Raw genomic sequence first — 24,077 nt, 5'->3', positions numbered from 1 at the left:
TTTCAGACTCCGGCTGCTATTCCCACCGAGCGCAATACGCCCGTTAAAAGGAGGCGCAATTCTATAGACGCCCCATATAGGTGTCAACCCAATAAAAAAGCCCCCGCTGGGCGGGGGCTTTCTCAACTCATCGAAGCTGACTCAAAAAGAGCTTACTCGATGATTTTGGCTACGACGCCAGCGCCGACGGTACGACCGCCTTCACGGATAGCGAAACGCAGACCGTCTTCCATTGCGATGGTCTTGATCAGGGTGACAACCATTTTGATGTTGTCGCCTGGCATTACCATTTCAACGCCTTCCGGCAGTTCGCAGTTACCGGTCACGTCAGTGGTCCGGAAGTAGAACTGTGGACGGTAGCCTTTGAAGAACGGAGTGTGACGACCGCCTTCTTCTTTGCTCAGAACGTACACTTCAGCTTCGAACTTGGTGTGCGGCTTGACCGAACCCGGCTTAACCAGAACCTGGCCACGCTCAACGTCGTCACGCTTGGTACCACGCAGCAGAACGCCGCAGTTCTCGCCAGCACGACCTTCGTCGAGCAGCTTACGGAACATTTCAACACCGGTGCAGGTGGTGACGGTGGTGTCACGCAGACCTACGATTTCCAGTGGATCCTGAACCTTGACGATACCGCGCTCGATACGACCAGTCACAACAGTACCGCGACCGGAGATCGAGAATACGTCTTCGATTGGCATCAGGAACGGCTTGTCGATAACACGAACTGGCTCTGGGATGTAGCTGTCCAGAGTTTCTACCAGACGCTTGACAGCGGTGGTACCCATTTCGTTGTCGTCTTGGCCGTTCAGAGCCATCAGAGCCGAACCGATGATGATTGGAGTGTCATCACCTGGGAAGTCGTAAGTGCTCAGCAGGTCGCGCACTTCCATCTCAACCAGTTCCAGCAGCTCAGCGTCGTCAACCATGTCAGCCTTGTTCAGGAAGACAACGATGTACGGAACGCCTACCTGACGGGACAGCAGGATGTGCTCACGAGTTTGCGGCATCGGACCATCAGCGGCCGAGCAAACCAGGATCGCGCCGTCCATCTGGGCAGCACCGGTGATCATGTTCTTCACGTAGTCAGCGTGACCTGGGCAGTCAACGTGAGCGTAGTGACGAATCGAAGAGTTGTACTCAACGTGCGCGGTGTTGATGGTGATACCACGAGCCTTCTCTTCCGGAGCGCTGTCGATTTTGTCGAAAGCAACAACGGCCGAACCGAAAACTTCGGAGCAGACGCGAGTCAGAGCAGCAGTCAGAGTGGTTTTACCGTGGTCAACGTGACCAATGGTGCCAACGTTGACGTGCGGTAGGGAACGATCAAATTTTTCTTTAGCCACGACAATTAACTCCTTGCCTAAAGGGCTGAATCAGCCTTGCTTTTTAGTAACAGTCTCGACGATGTGCGACGGAGCTGTATTGTATTTTTTGAATTCCATAGAGTAGCTTGCGCGACCCTGAGACATGGAACGAACGTCGGTCGCATAACCGAACATTTCACCCAACGGAACCTCGGCACGAATGACCTTGCCGGAAACCGTATCTTCCATACCCAGAATCATGCCACGACGACGGTTAAGGTCGCCCATGACATCACCCATGTAGTCTTCAGGCGTAACGACTTCTACTGCCATGATCGGCTCGAGCAACTCACCACCGCCCTTCTGGGCCAGTTGCTTGGTTGCCATGGAAGCAGCCACCTTGAACGCCATCTCGTTGGAGTCGACGTCGTGGTAAGAACCATCAAACACAGTTGCCTTCAGGCCGATCAGCGGATAACCGGCAACAACGCCGTTCTTCATCTGCTCTTCGATACCCTTCTGGATCGCCGGGATGTATTCCTTAGGAACCACACCACCTACGACTTCGTTCACGAATTGCAGACCTTCCTGACCTTCGTCAGCCGGTGCAAAACGAATCCAGCAGTGACCGAACTGGCCACGACCGCCGGACTGGCGAACGAACTTGCCTTCGATTTCACAGTTCTTCGTGATGCGCTCACGATAGGAAACCTGAGGCTTACCGATGTTGGCTTCGACGTTGAACTCACGGCGCATCCGGTCAACCAGGATGTCCAAGTGCAACTCGCCCATGCCGGAGATGATCGTTTGACCAGTCTCTTCATCAGTCTTGACGCGGAAAGACGGGTCTTCCTGAGCGAGCTTGCCCAGAGCGATACCCATTTTTTCCTGGTCGTCCTTGGTCTTAGGCTCAACGGCAACCGAAATAACCGGCTCCGGGAAGTCCATGCGAACCAGGATGATTGGCTTGTCAGCGTTGCACAAGGTTTCACCGGTGGTGACGTCCTTCATGCCGATCAAGGCCGCGATGTCGCCAGCGCGTACTTCCTTGATTTCTTCACGGGCGTTTGCGTGCATTTGCACCATACGACCCACGCGCTCTTTCTTGCCTTTTACCGAGTTGATCACGCCGTCGCCGGAGGCCAACACGCCCGAGTAAACTCGAACAAAGGTCAAGGTACCCACGAATGGGTCGGTAGCGATCTTGAACGCCAACGCCGCGAAAGGCTCGTCATCACTTGCGTGACGCTCCATTTCCTCTTCCTCGTTATCCGGGTTGGAACCCTTGATAGCAGGAATGTCGGTTGGAGCCGGCAGGAAGTCGATAACGGCGTCGAGAACCAGGGGAACACCCTTGTTCTTGAAGGAAGAACCGCAAACAGCCAGAACGATCTCACCAGCGATGGTACGCTGACGCAGAGCGGCCTTGATTTCCTCGTTGGTGAGCTCTTCACCCTCAAGGTACTTGTTCATCAGCTCTTCATTGGCTTCGGCCGCAGCCTCAACCATGTTGCCGCGCCACTTCTCGGCTTCTTCCAGCAATTCAGCAGGAATGTCCTTGCGAACAGGAACCATGCCTTTGTCGGAATCGTTCCAGTAGACAGCTTGCATGTTGATCAGATCGATCTGACCCTGGAAGTTGTCTTCGGAACCGATAGCCAACTGGATCGGCACCGGAGTGTGACCCAGACGCTGCTTGATCTGAGCGATCACGCGCAGGAAGTTGGCACCAGCACGGTCCATCTTGTTTACGTAAACAAGACGTGGAACGCCGTATTTGTTGGCCTGACGCCATACGGTTTCCGACTGAGGCTCAACACCCGAAGTACCACAGAACACAACGACAGCGCCGTCGAGTACGCGCAGGGAACGCTCAACTTCAATGGTGAAGTCTACGTGGCCTGGGGTATCGATAACGTTGAAGCGGTGCTCGTGCGGGTACTGCTTCTCAGAACCTTTCCAGAAGGCGGTGATAGCAGCAGAAGTAATGGTAATACCACGCTCCTGCTCCTGCACCATCCAGTCTGTGGTCGCGGCGCCATCATGCACCTCGCCCATTTTGTGACTTTTGCCGGTGTAAAAAAGGACGCGCTCGGTGGTGGTGGTTTTACCAGCATCCACGTGAGCAACGATACCGATGTTACGGTAGCGGTTAATCGGTGTAGTACGAGCCATAAAGCCCTCGCAAATTGAGTGACGCTAAAATTAGAAGCGGTAGTGCGAGAAAGCCTTGTTGGCTTCAGCCATACGGTGCACGTCTTCACGCTTCTTAACTGCAGCACCTTTACCTTCAGCAGCGTCCAACAGTTCACCAGCCAAACGCAGGGCCATGGACTTCTCACCGCGCTTGCGAGCGAAGTCTACCAGCCAGCGCATTGCCAGGGCGTTACGACGGGACGGACGAACTTCGACCGGAACCTGGTAAGTAGCACCGCCTACACGGCGCGACTTCACTTCGACCAGCGGAGCGATGGCGTCGAGAGCTTTCTCGAAGATTTCCAGGGGATCGCTGTTCTTGCGTTCCTTAACTTTGTCCAGTGCGCCATAAACGATACGCTCGGCCACGGCTTTCTTGCCGCTTTCCATTACGTGGTTCATGAACTTGGCGAGAATCTGGCTTCCGTATTTCGGATCGTCCAGAATCTCACGTTTGGCTGCTACGCGACGTCTTGGCATTGATAAGCCCTCAAACGGTCTTCAGGTTAGCCCGGGACAGCAGATGCGTGCCCGACCTTACTCTTATCGACTCAATAAAATTAAAAACTGCAAAACGGCCGATTATTTCGGACGCTTGGTACCGTACTTCGAACGACCTTGGTTACGACCTTTAACGCCGGAAGTATCCAAAGAGCCGCGAACGGTGTGGTAACGAACACCTGGCAAGTCTTTTACACGACCGCCGCGGATCAGGACCACGCTGTGCTCTTGCAGGTTGTGGCCTTCACCGCCGATGTACGAGGAAACCTCGAAACCGTTGGTCAGACGCACACGGCATACTTTACGCAGTGCCGAGTTAGGTTTTTTCGGCGTGGTGGTATACACACGGGTGCATACGCCACGACGTTGCGGGCAGTTCTGCAGCGCAGGCACGTCGGATTTCTCGACGATACGCTTACGCGGCTGACGTACCAGCTGGTTGATAGTTGCCATCTACTAGCTCCACTGTTGTCTTGCGACGCTATTGTCTTACAAGAAAAGCAAAATGGCAGGAACGAATTCCCGCCAAATTTAGGGGATCAAGAGTCTAAAGAGGATCTTGTCCCCAGTCAAGGCAAGGCCCCGACCTCCCCGCCCGCCGGATCTCGACAATTTGTCTCGATCCGCCGAACTGGGCGACCAGGGCCAGGCACTCAATTACCGCAGAACTCAGTTACCACTCGAGTTCAGCGCTTCGGTCAGTGCAGCTTCCACTTCACTGGCGCTTACGCGCAACGGTTTGTCAGCATCACGGCGACGCTTGCGCTCGCTGTGATAGGCCAAGCCGGTACCGGCCGGGATCAGACGACCCACGACCACGTTTTCTTTCAGGCCGCGCAGGTAATCGCGCTTGCCGGTTACCGCCGCTTCGGTCAGTACGCGGGTGGTTTCCTGGAAGGAAGCCGCCGAGATGAACGATTCGGTGGACAACGACGCCTTGGTGATACCCAGCAGCACGCGAGTGAACTTGGAGACGAACTTGTCTTCGGTCGCCAGGCGCTCGTTTTCCACCAGTACGTGAGTCAGTTCCATCTGGTCGCCCTTGATGAAACTCGAGTCGCCGGATTCAGCGATCTCGACCTTACGCAGCATCTGACGCAGGATGGTCTCGATGTGCTTGTCGTTGATCTTCACGCCTTGCAGACGGTAAACGTCCTGGATCTCGTTCACGATGTACTTGGCCAGCGCACTCACACCCAGCAGACGCAGGATGTCGTGTGGATCGCTCGGGCCGTCCGAGATAACTTCGCCGCGGTTTACCTGTTCGCCTTCGAAGACGTTCAGGTGACGCCACTTCGGAATCAGCTCTTCGTACGGATCGCTACCGTCGTTCGGAGTAATGACCAGACGGCGCTTGCCCTTGGTCTCTTTACCGAACGCGATGGTGCCGCTGACTTCAGCCAGAATCGAGGCTTCTTTCGGACGACGAGCTTCGAACAAGTCGGCAACACGCGGCAGACCACCGGTGATGTCGCGGGTTTTCGAAGTTTCCTGCGGGATACGAGCGATTACGTCACCGATCGCGATCCGCGCACCGTCCGCAACACCGACCAGGGCGTTGGCTGGCAGGAAGTACTGAGCGATTACGTCAGTGCCTGGCAGCAACAGATCCTTGCCGTTGTCGTCGACCATCTTCACAGCAGGACGGATGTCCTTGCCGGCAGCTGGACGATCTTTTGCGTCGAGTACTTCAATGTTGGTCATACCGGTCAATTCGTCGGTCTGACGCTTGATCGTGATGCCTTCTTCCATGCCCACGTAGGTCACGGTACCTTTCATCTCGGTGACGATCGGGTGAGTGTGCGGATCCCACTTGGCCACGATGGCACCAGCGTCGACCTTGTCGCCTTCCTTCACCGAAATCACAGCACCGTAAGGCAGCTTGTAACGCTCACGCTCACGACCGAAGTCATCAGCGATGGCCAGCTCACCGGAACGGGACACAGCCACCAGGTGACCGTCGACACGCTCTACGTGCTTGAGGTTGTGCAGACGGACGGTACCGCCATTCTTAACCTGGACGCTGTCGGCCGCGGAGGTCCGGCTTGCCGCACCACCGATGTGGAACGTACGCATCGTCAGCTGGGTACCCGGCTCACCGATGGACTGGGCAGCGATAACGCCGACCGCTTCACCGATGTTCACCTGGTGACCACGAGCCAGGTCGCGACCGTAGCACTTGGCGCAGATGCCGTAGCGGGTTTCGCAGCTGATCGGCGAGCGTACGATCACTTCGTCGATGCTGTTGAGTTCGATGAACTCGACCCACTTCTCGTCAACCAGGGTGCCAGCAGGAACGATGACGTCCTCGGTACCCGGCTTGAATACGTCACGGGCGATGACACGACCCAATACGCGCTCACCCAATGGCTCTACTACGTCACCGCCTTCAATGTGCGGCGTCATGACCAGGCCATGTTCGGTGCCGCAATCGATCTCGGTCACGACCAGATCCTGGGCAACGTCCACCAGACGACGAGTCAGGTAACCGGAGTTCGCCGTTTTCAACGCGGTATCCGCAAGACCCTTACGAGCACCGTGAGTAGAGATGAAGTACTGGAGTACGCTCAAGCCTTCACGGAAGTTCGCGGTAATCGGGGTCTCGATGATGGAACCGTCCGGCTTGGCCATCAGGCCACGCATACCGGCGAGCTGACGGATCTGCGCAGCAGAACCCCGTGCGCCCGAGTCGGCCATCATGTACATCGAGTTGAAGGATTCCTGGTCGACTTCGTTGCCGTGACGGTCGATGACTTTCTCTTTCGAGAGGTTGGCCATCATCGCCTTGGAAACTTCGTCGTTCGCCTTGGACCAGAGGTCGATCACCTTGTTGTACTTCTCGCCCTGGGTTACCAGGCCGGAGGCGTACTGACTTTCGATCTCTTTCACTTCTTCGGTGGCAGCACCGATGATGCGAGCTTTTTCATCCGGGATAACGAAGTCGTTAACGCCGATGGAAACGCCGGAAATGGTCGAATAGGCAAAACCGGTGTACATCAACTGGTCAGCGAAGATCACGGTCTCTTTCAGACCCACCACGCGGTAGCACTGGTTGATCAGCTTGGAGATCGCCTTTTTCTTCATCGGCAGGTTGACGACGTCGAAGGACAAGCCTTTTGGCACAACCTGGAACAACAGCGCACGGCCGACGGTAGTGTCGACGATACGAGTGTTGGTCACGCTGCCGCCGTCACGATCGTTCACGGTTTCGTTGATCCGCACCTTGACCTTGGCATGCAGTGCGGCTTCGCCGGCACGGAACACACGGTCAACTTCTTGCAGATCCGCGAACACACGACCTTCGCCCTTGGCGTTGATCGCTTCACGCGTCATGTAGTACAGACCCAATACAACGTCCTGCGACGGAACGATGATTGGCTCACCGTTGGCTGGCGACAGGATGTTGTTGGTCGACATCATCAACGCGCGCGCTTCCAGCTGGGCTTCCAGCGTCAGCGGCACGTGCACGGCCATTTGGTCGCCGTCGAAGTCGGCGTTGTACGCAGCACAGACCAGCGGGTGCAGCTGGATAGCCTTACCTTCGATCAGTACCGGTTCAAACGCCTGGATACCCAGACGGTGAAGGGTCGGTGCACGGTTGAGCAGCACTGGGTGTTCGCGAATCACTTCAGCGAGAACGTCCCAGACCTCTGGCAGCTCGCGCTCGACCATTTTCTTGGCCGCTTTGATGGTGGTCGCCAGACCACGCATTTCCAGCTTGCCGAAAATGAACGGCTTGAACAGCTCCAGGGCCATTTTCTTAGGCAGACCGCACTGGTGCAGACGCAGGGTCGGGCCTACGGTAATTACCGAACGACCGGAGTAGTCAACACGCTTACCGAGCAAGTTCTGACGGAAACGACCCTGTTTACCCTTGATCATGTCAGCCAGGGATTTCAGAGGACGCTTGTTGGAACCGGTAATCGCGCGGCCACGACGACCGTTGTCGAGCAGTGCGTCGACCGCTTCCTGCAACATACGCTTTTCGTTGCGCACGATGATGTCCGGAGCGGACAGATCGAGCAGGCGCTTCAAGCGGTTGTTACGGTTGATCACTCGACGATACAGATCGTTGAGGTCGGAAGTCGCGAAACGACCGCCATCGAGCGGAACCAGCGGACGCAGGTCTGGCGGCAGAACCGGCAGAACGGTCAGCACCATCCACTCTGGCAGGTTGCCGGAACCCTGGAAGGCTTCCATCAACTTCAGACGCTTGGACAGCTTCTTGATCTTGGTTTCGGAGTTGGTTTGCGGAATTTCTTCGCGCAGACGGCCAATCTCGTGCTCCAGGTCGATAGCGTGCAGCAGTTCGCGGACAGCTTCGGCACCCATGCGGGCATCGAAATCGTCGCCGAACTCTTCCAGCGCTTCGAAGTACTGCTCGTCGTTGAGCAGCTGACCTTTTTCAAGAGTGGTCATGCCTGGATCGATAACGACATAGCTCTCGAAGTAGAGAACACGTTCGATATCACGCAGGGTCATGTCCATCAGCAAGCCGATACGGGACGGCAGCGATTTCAGGAACCAGATGTGGGCAACCGGCGAGGCCAGCTCGATGTGCGCCATGCGCTCACGACGAACTTTTGCCAGCGCGACTTCAACGCCGCACTTCTCGCAGATCACACCGCGGTGCTTCAAGCGCTTGTACTTACCGCACAGGCACTCGTAATCCTTGACCGGGCCAAAGATTTTGGCGCAGAACAGGCCGTCACGCTCAGGTTTGAACGTACGGTAGTTGATGGTTTCCGGCTTTTTAACTTCACCGAACGACCACGAACGGATCATCTCAGGCGAGGCCAATCCAATACGGATGGCGTCGAACTCTTCGACTTGACCCTGGTTTTTCAGCAAATTCAGTAGGTCTTTCAAGGCCTTTCCTCCTGGCGGAGCAGAGAGCGGGCAAAACAGCCCCGCTCTCGATTCGCGTCACGTGTTATTCGGTTTCCAGATCGATATCGATGCCGAGGGAACGAATTTCCTTGATCAACACGTTGAAAGACTCGGGCATGCCCGGCTCCATACGGTGATCGCCGTCCACGATGTTTTTGTACATCTTGGTCCGGCCGTTCACATCGTCCGACTTCACTGTGAGCATTTCTTGCAGAGTGTATGCAGCACCGTACGCTTCCAGTGCCCAGACCTCCATCTCCCCGAAACGCTGACCACCGAACTGCGCCTTACCACCCAGCGGCTGCTGGGTAACCAGGCTGTAAGAACCGGTAGAACGAGCGTGCATCTTGTCGTCTACCAAGTGGTTCAGCTTCAGCATGTACATGTAGCCAACGGTAACCGGGCGCTCGAACTTGTTGCCGGTACGGCCGTCGAACAGCTGCATCTGGCCGCTTTCTGGCAGGTCTGCCAGCTTCAGCATGGCCTTGATTTCGCTTTCCTTGGCACCGTCGAACACCGGAGTAGCCATTGGAACGCCGCCGCGCAGGTTCTTCGCCAGATCCAGGATTTCCTGGTCGGAGAAGGTATCCAGCTCTTCGTTGCGGCCGCCGATTTCGTTGTAGATCTCGTGCAGGAACTTACGCAGGTCCGCGACCTTGCGCTGCTCTTCGATCATACGGTTGATCTTCTCGCCCAAGCCCTTGGCCGCAAGGCCCAGGTGGGTTTCAAGGATCTGACCAACGTTCATACGCGAAGGTACGCCCAACGGGTTGAGGACCACATCGACCGGGGTGCCATTGGCATCGTGCGGCATGTCTTCAACCGGCATGATCACGGAGACCACACCCTTGTTACCGTGACGACCGGCCATCTTGTCGCCCGGCTGGATGCGGCGACGGATTGCCAGGTAAACCTTGACGATTTTCAGCACGCCTGGAGCCAGGTCATCGCCCTGCTGCAGTTTGCGCTTCTTGTCTTCGAACTTGTCGTCCAGCAGACGGCGGCGATCAACGATATAGGCCTGAGCCTTCTCGAGCTGCTCGTTCAGAGCGTCTTCAGCCATGCGCAGTTTGAACCACTGGCCGTGCTCAAGACCGTCGAGGACTTCATCGGTGATTTCCTGACCTTTCTTCAGGCCGGCGCCGCCTTCAGCCTTGTGGCCTACCAGGGCGGAGCGCAGACGTTCGAAAGTCGCGCCTTCGACGATACGGAACTCTTCGTTCAGGTCCTTGCGGATCTCGTCGAGTTGAGTCTTCTCGATGGACAGTGCACGAGCATCACGCTCAACGCCGTCGCGGGTGAAGACTTGTACGTCGATGACGGTACCCTTGGTGCCGGTAGGCACGCGCAGGGAGGTGTCCTTAACGTCGCTGGCTTTTTCACCGAAGATGGCACGCAGCAGTTTTTCTTCCGGAGTCAGCTGGGTCTCGCCTTTCGGAGTGACCTTGCCCACCAGGATGTCGCCTGCGCCTACTTCGGCACCTACATAAACGATACCGGCTTCGTCCAGCTTGTTCAGTGCGGCTTCACCCACGTTCGGGATGTCCGCAGTGATTTCTTCCGGGCCAAGCTTGGTGTCACGGGCCACACAGGTCAGTTCCTGGATGTGGATCGTGGTGAAGCGGTCTTCCTGAACCACACGCTCGGACAGGCAGATGGAGTCTTCGAAGTTGAAGCCGTTCCATGCCATGAACGCGATGCGCATGTTCTGGCCCAACGCCAGTTCACCCATATCGGTGGACGGACCGTCGGCCATGATGTCGCTGCGCTGAACCCGATCACCCTTGCTCACCAGCGGACGCTGGTTGATGCAGGTGTTCTGGTTGGAGCGGGTGTATTTGGTCAGGTTGTAGATGTCGACACCGGCTTCGCCAGTTTCAACTTCATCATCGGCAACACGAACCACGATACGGCTGGCGTCGACGGAGTCGATCACGCCGCCACGACGAGCCACGACGCAAACGCCGGAGTCACGGGCTACGTTACGCTCCATGCCAGTACCGACCAGCGGCTTATCGGCACGCAGGGTGGGTACAGCTTGACGCTGCATGTTCGAACCCATCAACGCACGGTTGGCGTCGTCGTGCTCGAGGAACGGGATCAGCGACGCTGCAACCGACACTACCTGCTTCGGCGATACGTCCATCAAGGTGACGTCTTCCGGCGCCTTGACGGTGAACTCGTTCAAGTGACGAACCGCTACCAGCTCGTCGATCAGGACTTTCTTGTCGTTCATCGTGGCCGAAGCCTGGGCGATCACGTGATCAGCTTCTTCGATGGCGGACAGGAACACGATCTCGTCGGTGACCAGGGCATCTTTCACCACGCGGTACGGGCTTTCGAGGAAGCCGTACTGGTTGGTGCGCGCATAGGCAGCCAGGGAGTTGATCAGACCGATGTTCGGACCTTCCGGCGTTTCGATCGGGCATACACGACCGTAGTGCGTCGGGTGTACGTCACGAACTTCGAAGCCTGCACGCTCACGAGTCAGACCGCCTGGGCCGAGTGCGGAGACACGACGCTTGTGGGTGATCTCGGACAGCGGGTTGTTCTGGTCCATGAACTGGGACAGCTGGCTCGAACCGAAGAACTCCTTCACTGCCGCAGCAACAGGCTTGGCGTTGATCAGGTCTTGCGGCATTAGGCCTTCGCTTTCAGCCATCGACAGGCGTTCCTTGACCGCACGCTCTACGCGCACCAGGCCAACACGGAACTGGTTTTCGGCCATTTCGCCTACGCAGCGAACACGACGGTTACCCAGGTGGTCGATGTCATCGACGATGCCTTTGCCGTTACGGATGTCGACCAGGGTCTTGAGGACCGCAACGATGTCATCCTTGTTCAGTACACCCGAACCTTCGATCTCGGTACGACCGATACGACGGTTGAACTTCATCCGGCCGACCGCAGACAGGTCATAGCGCTCAGGGCTGAAGAACAGGTTGTTGAACAGGGTCTCGGCGGCATCCTTGGTTGGCGGCTCGCCAGGACGCATCATGCGATAGATCTCGACCAGGGCTTCCAGTTGGTTGCCGGTGGAGTCGATCTTCAGCGTGTCGGAGATGAACGGACCGCAGTCGATGTCGTTGGTGTACAGCGTCTCGATGCGAACGACCTGGGCCTTGGCGATTTTTGCCAGGATCTCGGTGTTCAGCTCGGTGTTGCACTCTGCCAGGATTTCGCCAGTGGCCGGATGCACGATGACCTTGGCCGTGGTGCGACCCAGGACGTAGTCCAGAGGCACTTGCAGCTCTTTGATCCCGGCTTTTTCCAGCTGGTTGATGTGGCGAGCGGTGATACGACGACCCTGCTCGACAATAACCTTGCCTTTGTCATCCTGGATATCGAGGACAGCGATTTCACCCCGCAGGCGCTGAGGCACCAGTTCCAGGCTGAGGTTTTCACCTTGCACGTGGAAAACGTTGGTGGTGTAGAACGCGTCCAGCACTTCTTCAGTGGTATAGCCGAGCGCACGCAGCAGTACCGATGCAGGCAGCTTGCGACGACGGTCGATACGCACGAACACGCAGTCTTTCGGGTCGAACTCGAAGTCCAACCACGAACCGCGGTAAGGAATGATGCGCGCGGAGTAAAGCAGTTTGCCGGAGCTGTGCGTCTTGCCACGGTCGTGGTCGAAGAACACGCCCGGAGAACGGTGCAGCTGGGAAACGATTACACGCTCGGTACCGTTGATTACGAAGGTACCGTTTTCAGTCATCAGGGGGATTTCACCCATGTAGACTTCTTGCTCTTTGATGTCCTTGATCGCTTTGTTCGACGATTCTTTGTCGAAAATGATCAGGCGCACTTTTACCCGCAAAGGTACGGCGTAAGTCACACCGCGCAATACGCATTCTTTGACATCAAATGCCGGTTCGCCCAGGCGATAACCGACGTACTCCAGCGCAGCATTGCCGGAGTAGCTGATGATCGGGAAAACGGATTTGAAGGCCGCATGCAGGCCCACGTCGCGGAACTGATCTTTAGTCGCTCCCGCTTGCAAGAATTCACGATACGAATCCAGCTGGATGGCCAGGAGGTACGGCACATCCATGACGTCCGGCAACTTGCTAAAGTCCTTGCGGATACGTTTTTTCTCAGTATATGAGTAAGCCATCAGCGTTCCCCAGCTTGGTCACCTGCTTGTTTGGCCCCTCCCGACGGGAGCAGCCAGAAAATCGTGCAAACCCCATGGTTTGCGCCACCACATCGGGTGGTTACAGCTCGCGATCAGCACCGACCCAGTCGGCTGCCAATAACGGAAAAAGGCCGGTGGCAAGAGCCACCAGCCATCAGCCTGTCGCTTAACGCTCGGGCTGGAGACGCAAAGTCGATGCTTACTTCAGCTCGACTTTAGCGCCTGCTTCTTCCAGAACTGCTTTGGCCTTGTCAGCTGCGTCTTTGGCAACAGCTTCCAGAACCATGGCAGGAGCGCCGTCAACTACAGCCTTGGCTTCTTTCAGGCCCAGACCGGTCAGTTCACGTACTGCCTTGATCACGTTTACTTTCTTCTCGCCAGCTTCGGTCAGCATGACGTTGAATTCGGTTTGCTCTTCAGCAACGGCAGCAGCAACAGCTGGACCAGCGGAAGCAGCAGCAGCGGTAACACCGAATTTTTCTTCGAAAGCTTTGATCAGCTCAACAACTTCCATTACGGACATGTTGCCAACGGCTTCGAGGATATCGTTTTGAGAGATAGACATGACTCTAAATTCCTGGATTGGGGGACGGCCTACGCGACCATCGAAATAAACAAAAAACGCGAAAAGGAGTGTCGAGCCTTAGGCTGCGGCAGCTTCTTTCTGGTCGCGCAGTGCCGCCAGAGTACGAGCCAATTTGCTGGTTGCGCCTTGAATCACGCTCATCAGCTGAGAAATTGCTTCGTCACGGGTCGGCAGAGTTGCCAGTACGTCGATCTGGTTAGCTGCGAGGAACTTGCCCTCGAACGCAGCTGCCTTAATCTCGAACTTGTCCTGACCTTTGGCGAACTCCTTGAACAAACGGGCAGCAGCGCCAGGATGTTGGGTGGAGAACGCGATCAAGGTCGGGCCGGTGAACACGTCGTTGAGGACACTGTATTCAGTGTCAGCAACAGCGCGCTTGAGCAGGGTGTTACGTACAACACGTACGTAAACGCCAGCTTCACGAGCCTCTTTACGGAGTCCGGTCATAGCGCCTACTGTTACGCCACGGGCATCAGCCACGACAGCGGACAGAGCAGCTTTGGCAGCCTCGTTGACTTCAGCGACGATGGCCTTCTTGTCTTCGAGTTTAATTGCCACGGGTTTAACTCCTGCTTGTTACCGTTTCATTCGATCGAAACCGAATGTCGTTTTGGTGTCTGATTCGGTAAGGAACCGGGAGCACCATCTGCGTAGGCTTGTGGTTTAAGACTTGCGTCGCCTACGGTCTTGGACAGCCCCCGCCAGGCAGGGACCCCAATTTTGTGGTTGGCGCGATTGCTCGTGCCAACCTGAGTCTTACGCGTCGAGCGAGCTCTGATCGATGACCAGACCTGGGCCCATAGTGGTGCTCAGGGTAACGCGCTTGACGTAGATACCTTTCGAAGAAGCTGGCTTGATACGCTTCAGATCAGCGATCAGGGCTTCAACGTTTTCCTTCAGCTTGACGGCGTCGAAGCCGATCTTGCCAACGGAAGTGTGGATGATGCCGTTTTTGTCGGTGCGATAACGAACCTGACCAGCCTTGGCGTTTTTAACCGCGGTGGCTACGTCTGGCGTTACGGTGCCGACTTTAGGGTTAGGCATCAGACCACGTGGACCGAGGATCTGACCCAACTGACCTACAACACGCATGGCATCCGGGGATGCGATCACTACGTCATAGTTCAGGTCGCCGCCCTTCATTTCAGCAGCCAGGTCGTCCATGCCTACGCGATCAGCGCCAGCGGCCAGAGCAGCTTCAGCTGCTGGGCCCTGGGTGAACACGGCAACACGAACGGTCTTGCCAGTGCCGTGTGGCAGCACGGTAGCGCTACGAACGACCTGGTCGGATTTACGTGGGTCAACGCCCAGGTTTACAGCAACGTCGAACGACTCGCTGAACTTGACAGTCGACAGCTCAGCCAGCAGAGCGGCGGCGTCTACAAAGTTGTAGGCCTTGCCTGCTTCGATTTTGCCGGCGATAGCCTTTTGACGCTTGGTCAGCTTAGCCATTACACACCCTCCACGTTAAGGCCCATGCTACGAGCAGAACCGGCGATAGTACGCACGGCTGCATCCATATCAGCTGCAGTCAGATCCGCGTTTTTGGTTTTCGCGATTTCTTCCAGCTGAGCACGGGTAACGGTGCCAACCTTAACGGTGTTTGGACGAGCGGAACCGCTGGTCAAACCTGCAGCCTTCTTCAGCAGAACCGAAGCCGGGGTGCTTTTTGTTTCGAAAGTGAAGCTACGGTCGCTGTAGACAGTGATGATCACTGGAGTTGGCAGACCTGGTTCAATACCCTGAGTACGGGCGTTGAAGGCCTTGCAGAATTCCATGATGTTCACGCCGTGCTGACCCAGGGCAGGACCAACAGGTGGGCTTGGGTTAGCCTGAGCGGCCTTCACTTGCAGCTTGATGTAAGCGGTAATTTTCTTGGCCATGAGGCACTCCAATTACGGGTTCGAACGCCTCGAAAGGCTCCCCGGTTACTTGCGCGTTTATCCCAGTGACGACAAAACCCCACAGCCTTGGGCTGCGGGGTTGGGATGCCTGTTCAATCAGACCTTTTCGACCTGGCTGAACTCTAGCTCTACCGGAGTAGAGCGACCGAAAATGAGCACTGCCACTTGGATCCGGCTCTTTTCGTAGTTAACTTCTTCAACCGTGCCATTGAAATCAGCGAATGGACCGTCGGTGACACGTACAACCTCACCCGGCTCAAACAGCGTTTTCGGCTTCGGCTTGTCGCTACCATCAGCGACACGACGCAGAATCGCTTCTGCCTCTTTATCCGTGATCGGCGCAGGCTTGTCGGCGGTACCGCCAATGAAGCCCATCACCCGAGGGGTATCCTTGACCAAGTGCCAAGTCCCTTCGTTCATGTCCATCTGTACCAGCACGTAGCCCGGAAAGAACTTACGTTCACTTTTGCGCTTCTGGCCATTGCGCATCTCAACCACTTCTTCAGTGGGGACCAGAATCTCGCCGAAGCCATCTTCCATGCCAGCCAGCTTTACGCGCTCTACCAGCGAGCGCATGACATGCTTCTCGTAACCCGAGTAAGCATGCACAACGTACCAACGCTTAGCCACGGGACACCCTTAGCCAACAATCAAGGAAACAAGCCAGCCGAGCAGGGAATCAAGCCCCCACAACAGCAACGCCATTACCAGAACAACAGCCACAACAATCAACGTGGTCTGCGTGGTTTCTTGGCGAGTCGGCCATACGACTTTACGAATCTCGGTGCGAGCTTCCTTAGCGAGTACAAAGAAAGACTTGCCCTTGGCTGTCTGCAGGCCTACAAAGGCAGCTACAGCAGCAATGGCGAGCAATGCAAGTACGCGGTACAGGATCGGCGAAGCAGAATAATACTGATTGCCAACAACGCCAATAACCACCAAAGCGACTACCACTAGCCACTTGAGCAGATCGAAGCGAGAGCCTTGAGCTTCAGCTTTAGGAGTCATCTATGAAGATCCTGTGAAAAGAAAGCCAGACACACCGAGTGAATCTGGCAGGTCAGGAGGGAATCGAACCCCCAACCTACGGTTTTGGAGACCGTCGCTCTGCCAATTGAGCTACTGACCTAAAACAAAATCAGGCCGACCATTATGCCGGCCCGAAAAAGACATTACAACTGTTTACTCGATGACTTTGGCTACGACGCCAGCGCCGACGGTACGACCGCCTTCACGGATAGCGAAACGCAGACCGTCTTCCATCGCGATGGTCTTGATCAGGGTAACAGTCATCTGAATGTTGTCACCTGGCATTACCATTTCAACGCCTTCTGGCAGCTCGCAGTTACCAGTCACGTCAGTTGTACGGAAGTAGAACTGTGGACGGTAGCCTTTGAAGAACGGAGTATGACGACCGCCTTCTTCCTTGCTCAGAACGTAAACTTCTGCAGTGAACTTGGTGTGCGGCTTGACGGTGCCTGGCTTGACCAGAACCTGGCCACGCTCTACGTCGTCACGCTTGGTGCCGCGCAGCAGTACGCCGCAGTTCTCACCAGCACGACCTTCGTCGAGCAGCTTGCGGAACATTTCAACGCCAGTGCAGGTCGTTTTCTGAGTGTCGCGCAGACCGACAATCTCAACTTCTTCCTGGATACGAACGATGCCACGCTCAACACGACCAGTCACAACAGTACCGCGACCGGAGATCGAGAAAACGTCTTCGATTGGCATCAGGAACGGCTTGTCGATAGCACGTTCTGGCTCTGGGATGTAGCTATCCAGAGTTTCCACCAGCTTCTTGACAGCAGTGGTGCCCATTTCGTTGTCATCTTGGCCGTTCAGAGCCATCAGAGCCGAACCGATGATGATTGGAGTGTCATCACCTGGGAAGTCGTAAGTGCTCAGCAGGTCGCGCACTTCCATCTCAACCAGTTCCAGCAGCTCAGCGTCGTCAACCATGTCAGCCTTGTTCAGGAAGACAACGATGTACGGAACGCCTACCTGACGGGACAGCAGGATGTGTTCGCGGGTTTGTGGCATCGGACCATCAGCGGCCGAGCAAACCAGGATCGCGCCATCCATCTGGGCAGCACCGGTGATCATGTTTTTTACGTAGTCGGCGTGACCTGGGCAGTCAACGTGTGCGTAGTGACGCACGGCCGAATCGTATTCAACGTGAGCGGTGTTGATGGTGATACCGCGAGCTTTCTCTTCCGGGGCGCTGTCGATCTTGTCGAAGTCAACCTTGGCCGAACCGAAAACTTCGGAGCAGACGCGGGTCAGAGCAGCGGTCAGCGTGGTTTTACCGTGGTCAACGTGACCAATGGTACCGACGTTGACGTGCGGCTTATTACGTTCGAACTTTTCCTTAGCCATCGAAATCACCCCTAGGAGAAGAATTTAGCGAGTCACACAAGCCATTAAAACAAAGGCAGATATTTGCATATCTGCCTTGTTATATGGAGCTCTTGAGCGGATTTGAACCGCTGACCTCACCCTTACCAAGGGTGTGCTCTACCAACTGAGCTACAAGAGCGAAACACTTTGCACAACCTGCAAACTTGGAGCGGGTAGCGGGAATCGAACCCGCATCATCAGCTTGGAAGGCTGAGGTTCTACCACTAAACTATACCCGCGGAGCTTGCAGCTCACGCTAAAAATGGTGGAGGGGGAAGGATTCGAACCTTCGAAGTCGTAGACGTCAGATTTACAGTCTGATCCCTTTGGCCGCTCGGGAACCCCTCCTAAGCGAGCCGGCATTCTATATCATGCCAGCCTTCTGTCAAGCATTTTCTCATTAAAAACCTGAGGTTAGCTGCGTTGACGTCGCTTCGTACCGCTTACCTTTAAAGGTCTTCGCTGCGAAGCGGGCGCCATTCTATGCAAACTACCCTGCGGGTGCAACCCCCTCGCACGGCATTATTTTATGTTTTAACTCATTGAATTCTTTAGAAAGGTTTTGAAGCAGCATTTCATTCACCTTTCCCGCGCTTTCCTGGGAAACCTGAACCCAGAACCCTCCACCCTCAGGAGCGCCCTGTGAGCCCGACGCCACGAAACGACCCAGGACACTCGAAGCCGCCAAACGCTGCTCCAACTGCCTGGCCAGCTCCGGACGGGAAAAACCACCCAGGTAGACACAGGTTTGGGCTACCTCACCGGACCTGGCTGAATCGCGCCTGACAAGGGCATCCGCCGTTTCACTCAAAAGATGGATATCCTGTTGCGAACCGCGATACAAACTCAGCGGCGTGACATCCTTGGCGCGAAGCGGAGCCTCCTGCTGATGCCAGATGTAATAAAAGACATTCAAAACCAGCAATAACAGAAACAGCCACCGCATAGAGACCTCAAGACAAAGGGCAGGCCATCGCCAAGCCAACAAAAACCAGGTCAGGCACCACCCTCGCATCTGGAACAACCCCGGAAACCAGATTGGCATCCCCTCCTGTAAGAAACACCACGAATTCCTTTCCCCAATATTGCCGCGCCAATTCAAGCTGAGTCAGGACGAATCCCCTGAGCATCAGCATGCAACCACGCTCAACCGCCTCGACAGTCGCGCGACCTGGAGCGAGACTTTCATGGGCTCGCTCGGCCGCTATATCGTCATAGCGAATTTTTCGTGTGTGGGTACGCAATTGATTACGCATTAGCGGCATGCCAGGACAAATGAATCCGCCGAGATGCTCGCCATCCGCCGCCACGAAATCAGCAGTAACAGCAGTACCAAAATCAAGGACCAGGCACGCCCCCGAAGCAAGATGAAAACCGCCGAGCAAGGCCAGCCACCGATCGAGGCCTAGCCGCTCGTAATCCTCGTAGCCGTTTTTCACACCTGCCATTTCCCGGGCGGGCACAGCACGAACCACCGACACCCCGAATAAGTCAACCAGCGAAGCGACCAATGAGTCCGTCTCCGCCAAGGTCCTGACGCTAACAAGACGACATTTTTTGAGCTGGAACTTCCCTCCGTCATTCAGGCTCGTCAGCAGATCGTCGTCAGAGCTGACCACGCCCCCCTCGACCGGCGTTATCCCGTCAGCACGAAGAACACGCCATTTGATAAAGCTGTTGCCGCAGTCAAGCTCAAGAATCATCACGCAACCTCAAACTGAGCTCACCGCCGCTAAAGTTCTTTTCCACGCCATCTACCTTCAAACGCAGCGCACCCTGGTGATCAATGCCCAGCACAATGCCGTCAATTTTGTTAACACCTGCAATCAGAGATACAGCTCGGCCTTGCCAAAGATGGTACCGCTCCCATTCCGACTGGATCGCGGTAAACCCTGATGCATGATGACGCTCCAGATACTGCTGTAGCTTCGCACCCAATCGCGCCACCAGCTCATTTCGATCGAAATCCCTGCCCGCCTCAAGGCACATGGACGTCCACTGCTGGTCGACCTCATCAGTTGCTTGCATGTTCACATTAACCCCGACACCCAGGACGACATGGCAAACATCCGCAGGATCTCCCACCAACTCAAGCAGAATGCCGGCAATCTTTTTCTCACCCACCAGGACATCATTGGGCCATTTCAGTCCTGCCCCCGCGATGCCCATGTCGCGCAAGACATGCATGACAGCGAGCCCGACAACCAGACTCAGACCTTCAATTTGTCGCATGCCACCGTCAATGCGTAACACCAGGCTGTGATAGAGATTTTCAGCAAAGGGACTGACCCACTTACGACCACGACGACCGCGCCCCGCTATCTGTCGCTCGGCCAAAACCAAGAACGGTGCTGCTCCACCACGCTCAATGCAACGCAGCGCCTCGGCGTTAGTGGAGTCGATAGAGTCAAATATATGGACAGGCCACTCAGGAAGGCCTTTTGCGCGGATTTCCGCCGCATCCAAAAGCAACAGGGGCTTCGCCAATTGATACCCCCTACCTCGAACTTTATGCACAGACAATCCTAAATCCGCCTCCAAGTGCTGCAGCTGCTTCCATACAGCACTGCGACTGATACCCAGTGCAACACCCAGCGCCTGCCCCGAATGAAAGCGGCCATCCTTCAGAAGTTTTAGCAACGTGAGCATGCGGACTGCGCCCTGATAATGAGGCCCGCATGATAGCCATGCGCAAGACAGTTGCATAGAAACAGAAAAGGACTTTCCCGCAGGCAAAACAAAACCCCTACCTGCATCAGCAGATAGGGGTTTCGGAATTTAATCTTGACGATGACCTACTCTCACATGGGGAAACCCCACACTACCATCGGCGATGCATCGTTTCACTGCTGAGTTCGGGATGGGATCAGGTGGTTCCAATGCTCTATGGTCGTCAAGAAATTCGGGTACCGAGTCGTGGCCTGATGGCCTCGCTTCAGCAAATTGGGTATGTGATAGCTTTCGGTGTTTTGTGAAATTCGAACTTTCGGTTCGTTTCGTCTTCACACACCGCAATCTGGCGCTCTTTCGAGTCAGCAAATTGCTTGGGTGTTATATGGTCAAGCCTCACGGGCAATTAGTACAGGTTAGCTCAACGCCTCACAGCGCTTACACACCCTGCCTATCAACGTCGTAGTCTTCGACGGCCCTTCAGGGGACTCAAGGTCCCAGTGAGATCTCATCTTGAGGCAAGTTTCCCGCTTAGATGCTTTCAGCGGTTATCTTTCCCGAACATAGCTACCCGGCAATGCCACTGGCGTGACAACCGGAACACCAGAGGTTCGTCCACTCCGGTCCTCTCGTACTAGGAGCAGCCCCTCTCAAATCTCAAACGTCCACGGCAGATAGGGACCGAACTGTCTCACGACGTTCTAAACCCAGCTCGCGTACCACTTTAAATGGCGAACAGCCATACCCTTGGGACCGGCTTCAGCCCCAGGATGTGATGAGCCGACATCGAGGTGCCAAACACCGCCGTCGATATGAACTCTTGGGCGGTATCAGCCTGTTATCCCCGGAGTACCTTTTATCCGTTGAGCGATGGCCCTTCCATACAGAACCACCGGATCACTAAGACCTACTTTCGTACCTGCTCGACGTGTCTGTCTCGCAGTCAAGCGCGCTTTTGCCTTTATACTCTACGACCGATTTCCGACCGGTCTGAGCGCACCTTCGTACTCCTCCGTTACTCTTTAGGAGGAGACCGCCCCAGTCAAACTACCCACCATACACTGTCCTCGATCCGGATAACGGACCTGAGTTAGAACCTCAAAGTTGCCAGGGTGGTATTTCAAGGATGGCTCCACGCAGACTGGCGTCCACGCTTCAAAGCCTCCCACCTATCCTACACAAGCAAATTCAAAGTCCAGTGCAAAGCTATAGTAAAGGTTCACGGGGTCTTTCCGTCTAGCCGCGGATACACTGCATCTTCACAGCGATTTCAATTTCACTGAGTCTCGGGTGGAGACAGCGCCGCCATCGTTACGCCATTCGTGCAGGTCGGAACTTACCCGACAAGGAATTTCGCTACCTTAGGACCGTTATAGTTACGGCCGCCGTTTACCGGGGCTTCGATCAAGAGCTTCGCGTTAGCTAACCCCATCAATTAACCTTCCGGCACCGGGCAGGCGTCACACCCTATACGTCCACTTTCGTGTTTGCAGAGTGCTGTGTTTTTAATAAACAGTCGCAGCGGCCTGGTATCTTCGACCGGCGTGGGCTTACGCAGCAAGTGCTTCACCCTCACCGGCGCACCTTCTCCCGAAGTTACGGTGCCATTTTGCCTAGTTCCTTCACCCGAGTTCTCTCAAGCGCCTTGGTATTCTCTACCCAACCACCTGTGTCGGTTTGGGGTACGGTTCCTGGTTACCTGAAGCTTAGAAGCTTTTCTTGGAAGCATGGCATCAACCACTTCGTCACCCAAAGGGTAACTCGTCATCAGCTCTCGGCCTTGGAATCCCGGATTTACCTAAGATTCCAGCCTACCACCTTAAACTTGGACAACCAACGCCAAGCTGGCCTAGCCTTCTCCGTCCCTCCATCGCAATAACCAGAAGTACAGGAATATTAACCTGTTTTCCATCGACTACGCTTTTCAGCCTCGCCTTAGGGACCGACTAACCCTGCGTCGATTAACGTTGCGCAGGAAACCTTGGTCTTTCGGCGTGGGTGTTTTTCACACCCATTGTCGTTACTCATGTCAGCATTCGCACTTCTGATACCTCCAGCAAGCTTCTCAACTCACCTTCACAGGCTTACAGAACGCTCCTCTACCGCATCACTTGCGTGATACCCGTAGCTTCGGTGTATGGTTTGAGCCCCGTTACATCTTCCGCGCAGGCCGACTCGACTAGTGAGCTATTACGCTTTCTTTAAAGGGTGGCTGCTTCTAAGCCAACCTCCTAGCTGTCTAAGCCTTCCCACATCGTTTCCCACTTAACCATAACTTTGGGACCTTAGCTGACGGTCTGGGTTGTTTCCCTTTTCACGACGGACGTTAGCACCCGCCGTGTGTCTCCCATGCTCGGCACTTGTAGGTATTCGGAGTTTGCATCGGTTTGGTAAGTCGGGATGACCCCCTAGCCGAAACAGTGCTCTACCCCCTACAGTGATACATGAGGCGCTACCTAAATAGCTTTCGAGGAGAACCAGCTATCTCCGAGCTTGATTAGCCTTTCACTCCGATCCACAGGTCATCCGCTAACTTTTCAACGGTAGTCGGTTCGGTCCTCCAGTTAGTGTTACCCAACCTTCAACCTGCCCATGGATAGATCGCCCGGTTTCGGGTCTATTCCCAGCGACTAGACGCCCTATTAAGACTCGCTTTCGCTACGCCTCCCCTATTCGGTTAAGCTCGCCACTGAAAATAAGTCGCTGACCCATTATACAAAAGGTACGCAGTCACCCAACAAAGTGGGCTCCCACTGCTTGTACGCATACGGTTTCAGGATCTATTTCACTCCCCTCTCCGGGGTTCTTTTCGCCTTTCCCTCACGGTACTAGTTCACTATCGGTCAGTCAGTAGTATTTAGCCTTGGAGGATGGTCCCCCCATATTCAGACAAAGTTTCTCGTGCTCCGTCCTACTCGATTTCACTTCTAAGATCCTTTCGCGTACAGGGCTATCACCCACTATGGCCGCACTTTCCAGAGCGTTCCGCTAAAATCAAAGAAGCTTAAGGGCTAGTCCCCGTTCGCTCGCCACTACTAAGGGAATCTCGGTTGATTTCTTTTCCTCAGGGTACTTAGATGTTTCAGTTCCCCTGGTTCGCCTCTTGCACCTATGTATTCAGTACAAGATAACCATCTTATGATGGCTGGGTTCCCCCATTCAGACATCTCCGGATCAAAGTCTGTTTGCCGACTCCCCGAAGCTTTTCGCAGGCTACCACGTCTTTCATCGCCTCTGACTGCCAAGGCATCCACCGTATGCGCTTCTTCACTTGACCATATAACCCCAAGCAATCTGGTTATACTGTGAAGACGACATTCGCCGAAAATTCGAATTTCTCAACTAAGAGAACTCACAAATTTCACCTTAGCCTGATCCGTTACCAGTGAAAGTAACGTCCAGTCTATCTTTCTATCACATACCCAAATTTTTAAAGAACGAACTAGTCAAAGACTAGAAATCAACATTCACCATCGAACCGATGGAAT

At 55.2% G+C, this 24,077-nt stretch carries 16 protein-coding genes, 4 tRNA genes and 2 rRNA genes; all 22 read right to left on the bottom strand.

Going from position 1 to position 24,077, the window contains the following annotated elements:
• Nucleotides 1-152: 152 nt before the first annotated feature.
• On the bottom strand, nt 153-1,346 hold the full coding sequence (gene tuf, locus J3P88_RS03425; RefSeq protein WP_003186071.1) for an elongation factor Tu: 1,194 nt from the start codon (nt 1,344-1,346) through the stop codon (nt 153-155).
• Nucleotides 1,347-1,376: 30 nt separating this feature from the next.
• Complete coding sequence (fusA, locus tag J3P88_RS03420; protein WP_053125865.1) at nt 1,377-3,482, bottom strand: elongation factor G; 2,106 nt, start codon at nt 3,480-3,482, stop codon at nt 1,377-1,379.
• Nucleotides 3,483-3,512: 30 nt separating this feature from the next.
• Nucleotides 3,513-3,983 (bottom strand): 30S ribosomal protein S7, encoded by a 471-nt coding sequence (gene rpsG / locus J3P88_RS03415; protein ID WP_003186074.1) that lies wholly within the window; start codon nt 3,981-3,983, stop codon nt 3,513-3,515.
• A 102-nt stretch (nt 3,984-4,085) separates the two neighbouring features.
• Nucleotides 4,086-4,457, bottom strand: a complete 372-nt coding sequence (gene rpsL / locus J3P88_RS03410) for a 30S ribosomal protein S12 (RefSeq protein WP_003186084.1) — start codon at nt 4,455-4,457, stop codon at nt 4,086-4,088.
• Between the two features lie 216 nt (nt 4,458-4,673).
• Nucleotides 4,674-8,873, bottom strand: coding sequence for a DNA-directed RNA polymerase subunit beta' (gene rpoC, locus J3P88_RS03405; RefSeq protein WP_047230482.1), 4,200 nt, complete (start codon nt 8,871-8,873; stop codon nt 4,674-4,676).
• A gap of 64 nt (nt 8,874-8,937) precedes the next feature.
• Nucleotides 8,938-13,011: a DNA-directed RNA polymerase subunit beta gene (gene rpoB, locus J3P88_RS03400; protein WP_053125867.1), complete on the bottom strand. Its 4,074-nt coding sequence runs from the start codon at nt 13,009-13,011 to the stop codon at nt 8,938-8,940.
• Between the two features lie 220 nt (nt 13,012-13,231).
• On the bottom strand, nt 13,232-13,597 hold the full coding sequence (gene rplL, locus J3P88_RS03395; RefSeq protein WP_003206098.1) for a 50S ribosomal protein L7/L12: 366 nt from the start codon (nt 13,595-13,597) through the stop codon (nt 13,232-13,234).
• A 78-nt stretch (nt 13,598-13,675) separates the two neighbouring features.
• Entirely contained in the window at nt 13,676-14,176 is a 501-nt protein-coding gene (gene rplJ, locus J3P88_RS03390; protein ID WP_003206099.1) for a 50S ribosomal protein L10, read from the bottom strand.
• 198 nt (nt 14,177-14,374) lie between these two features.
• Nucleotides 14,375-15,070: a 50S ribosomal protein L1 gene (gene rplA, locus J3P88_RS03385; protein ID WP_003186095.1), complete on the bottom strand. Its 696-nt coding sequence runs from the start codon at nt 15,068-15,070 to the stop codon at nt 14,375-14,377.
• Entirely contained in the window at nt 15,070-15,501 is a 432-nt protein-coding gene (rplK, locus tag J3P88_RS03380) for a 50S ribosomal protein L11 (protein WP_003210097.1), read from the bottom strand. The genes rplA and rplK overlap by 1 nt, the downstream gene beginning before the upstream one ends.
• Before the next feature lie 117 nt (nt 15,502-15,618).
• Nucleotides 15,619-16,152: a transcription termination/antitermination protein NusG gene (nusG, locus tag J3P88_RS03375; protein ID WP_003186097.1), complete on the bottom strand. Its 534-nt coding sequence runs from the start codon at nt 16,150-16,152 to the stop codon at nt 15,619-15,621.
• A 9-nt stretch (nt 16,153-16,161) separates the two neighbouring features.
• Nucleotides 16,162-16,530: a preprotein translocase subunit SecE gene (gene secE / locus J3P88_RS03370; protein WP_003206102.1), complete on the bottom strand. Its 369-nt coding sequence runs from the start codon at nt 16,528-16,530 to the stop codon at nt 16,162-16,164.
• Nucleotides 16,531-16,575: 45 nt separating this feature from the next.
• A tRNA-Trp gene (locus tag J3P88_RS03365) sits at nt 16,576-16,651 on the bottom strand.
• A 53-nt stretch (nt 16,652-16,704) separates the two neighbouring features.
• Nucleotides 16,705-17,898 carry an elongation factor Tu gene (gene tuf, locus J3P88_RS03360; protein WP_003186103.1) on the bottom strand — a complete coding sequence of 398 codons (1,194 nt, stop codon included), beginning with the start codon at nt 17,896-17,898 and terminating at the stop codon, nt 16,705-16,707.
• An 84-nt stretch (nt 17,899-17,982) separates the two neighbouring features.
• Nucleotides 17,983-18,058, bottom strand: a tRNA-Thr gene (locus J3P88_RS03355).
• A 26-nt stretch (nt 18,059-18,084) separates the two neighbouring features.
• A tRNA-Gly gene (locus tag J3P88_RS03350) sits at nt 18,085-18,158 on the bottom strand.
• Between the two features lie 24 nt (nt 18,159-18,182).
• Nucleotides 18,183-18,267: transfer RNA gene (locus J3P88_RS03345), tRNA-Tyr, on the bottom strand.
• A 142-nt stretch (nt 18,268-18,409) separates the two neighbouring features.
• The gene (locus J3P88_RS03340) at nt 18,410-18,865 is read right to left on the bottom strand and encodes a hypothetical protein (RefSeq protein WP_434574005.1); all 456 of its coding nucleotides are present in this window, start codon (nt 18,863-18,865) and stop codon (nt 18,410-18,412) included.
• Nucleotides 18,866-18,872: 7 nt separating this feature from the next.
• The gene (locus J3P88_RS03335; protein WP_434574003.1) at nt 18,873-19,622 is read right to left on the bottom strand and encodes a pantothenate kinase; all 750 of its coding nucleotides are present in this window, start codon (nt 19,620-19,622) and stop codon (nt 18,873-18,875) included.
• Nucleotides 19,612-20,568 (bottom strand): bifunctional biotin--[acetyl-CoA-carboxylase] ligase/biotin operon repressor BirA, encoded by a 957-nt coding sequence (birA, locus tag J3P88_RS03330; protein ID WP_434574001.1) that lies wholly within the window; start codon nt 20,566-20,568, stop codon nt 19,612-19,614. Before birA ends, J3P88_RS03335 begins: the two co-directional genes overlap by 11 nt.
• A gap of 133 nt (nt 20,569-20,701) precedes the next feature.
• Nucleotides 20,702-20,817, bottom strand: a 5S ribosomal RNA gene (gene rrf / locus J3P88_RS03325).
• Between the two features lie 157 nt (nt 20,818-20,974).
• Nucleotides 20,975-23,866, bottom strand: a 23S ribosomal RNA gene (locus J3P88_RS03320).
• Nucleotides 23,867-24,077 lie beyond the last annotated feature (211 nt).

Origin of the sequence: Pseudomonas sp. Z3-6, assembly GCF_051131985.1 — a bacterium.
In the GTDB taxonomy this organism is placed as follows: Bacteria; Pseudomonadota; Gammaproteobacteria; order Pseudomonadales; family Pseudomonadaceae; genus Aquipseudomonas; species Aquipseudomonas zanjanensis.
This window is presented reverse-complemented; position numbering and strand designations above follow the sequence as displayed.

Coding starts and splice junctions, on each gene's coding strand:
- fusA (WP_053125865.1), bottom strand. CDS start 3,482: ATGGCTCGTACTACACCGATTAACCGCTACCGTAACATCGGTATCGTT.
- rpsG (WP_003186074.1), bottom strand. CDS start 3,983: ATGCCAAGACGTCGCGTAGCAGCCAAACGTGAGATTCTGGACGATCCG.
- rpsL (WP_003186084.1), bottom strand. CDS start 4,457: ATGGCAACTATCAACCAGCTGGTACGTCAGCCGCGTAAGCGTATCGTC.
- rpoB (WP_053125867.1), bottom strand. CDS start 13,011: ATGGCTTACTCATATACTGAGAAAAAACGTATCCGCAAGGACTTTAGC.
- rplL (WP_003206098.1), bottom strand. CDS start 13,597: ATGTCTATCTCTCAAAACGATATCCTCGAAGCCGTTGGCAACATGTCC.
- rplA (WP_003186095.1), bottom strand. CDS start 15,070: ATGGCTAAGCTGACCAAGCGTCAAAAGGCTATCGCCGGCAAAATCGAA.
- rplK (WP_003210097.1), bottom strand. CDS start 15,501: ATGGCCAAGAAAATTACCGCTTACATCAAGCTGCAAGTGAAGGCCGCT.
- secE (WP_003206102.1), bottom strand. CDS start 16,530: ATGACTCCTAAAGCTGAAGCTCAAGGCTCTCGCTTCGATCTGCTCAAG.
- tuf (WP_003186103.1), bottom strand. CDS start 17,898: ATGGCTAAGGAAAAGTTCGAACGTAATAAGCCGCACGTCAACGTCGGT.
- J3P88_RS03340 (WP_434574005.1), bottom strand. CDS start 18,865: ATGCGGTGGCTGTTTCTGTTATTGCTGGTTTTGAATGTCTTTTATTAC.
- J3P88_RS03335 (WP_434574003.1), bottom strand. CDS start 19,622: ATGATTCTTGAGCTTGACTGCGGCAACAGCTTTATCAAATGGCGTGTT.
- birA (WP_434574001.1), bottom strand. CDS start 20,568: ATGCTCACGTTGCTAAAACTTCTGAAGGATGGCCGCTTTCATTCGGGG.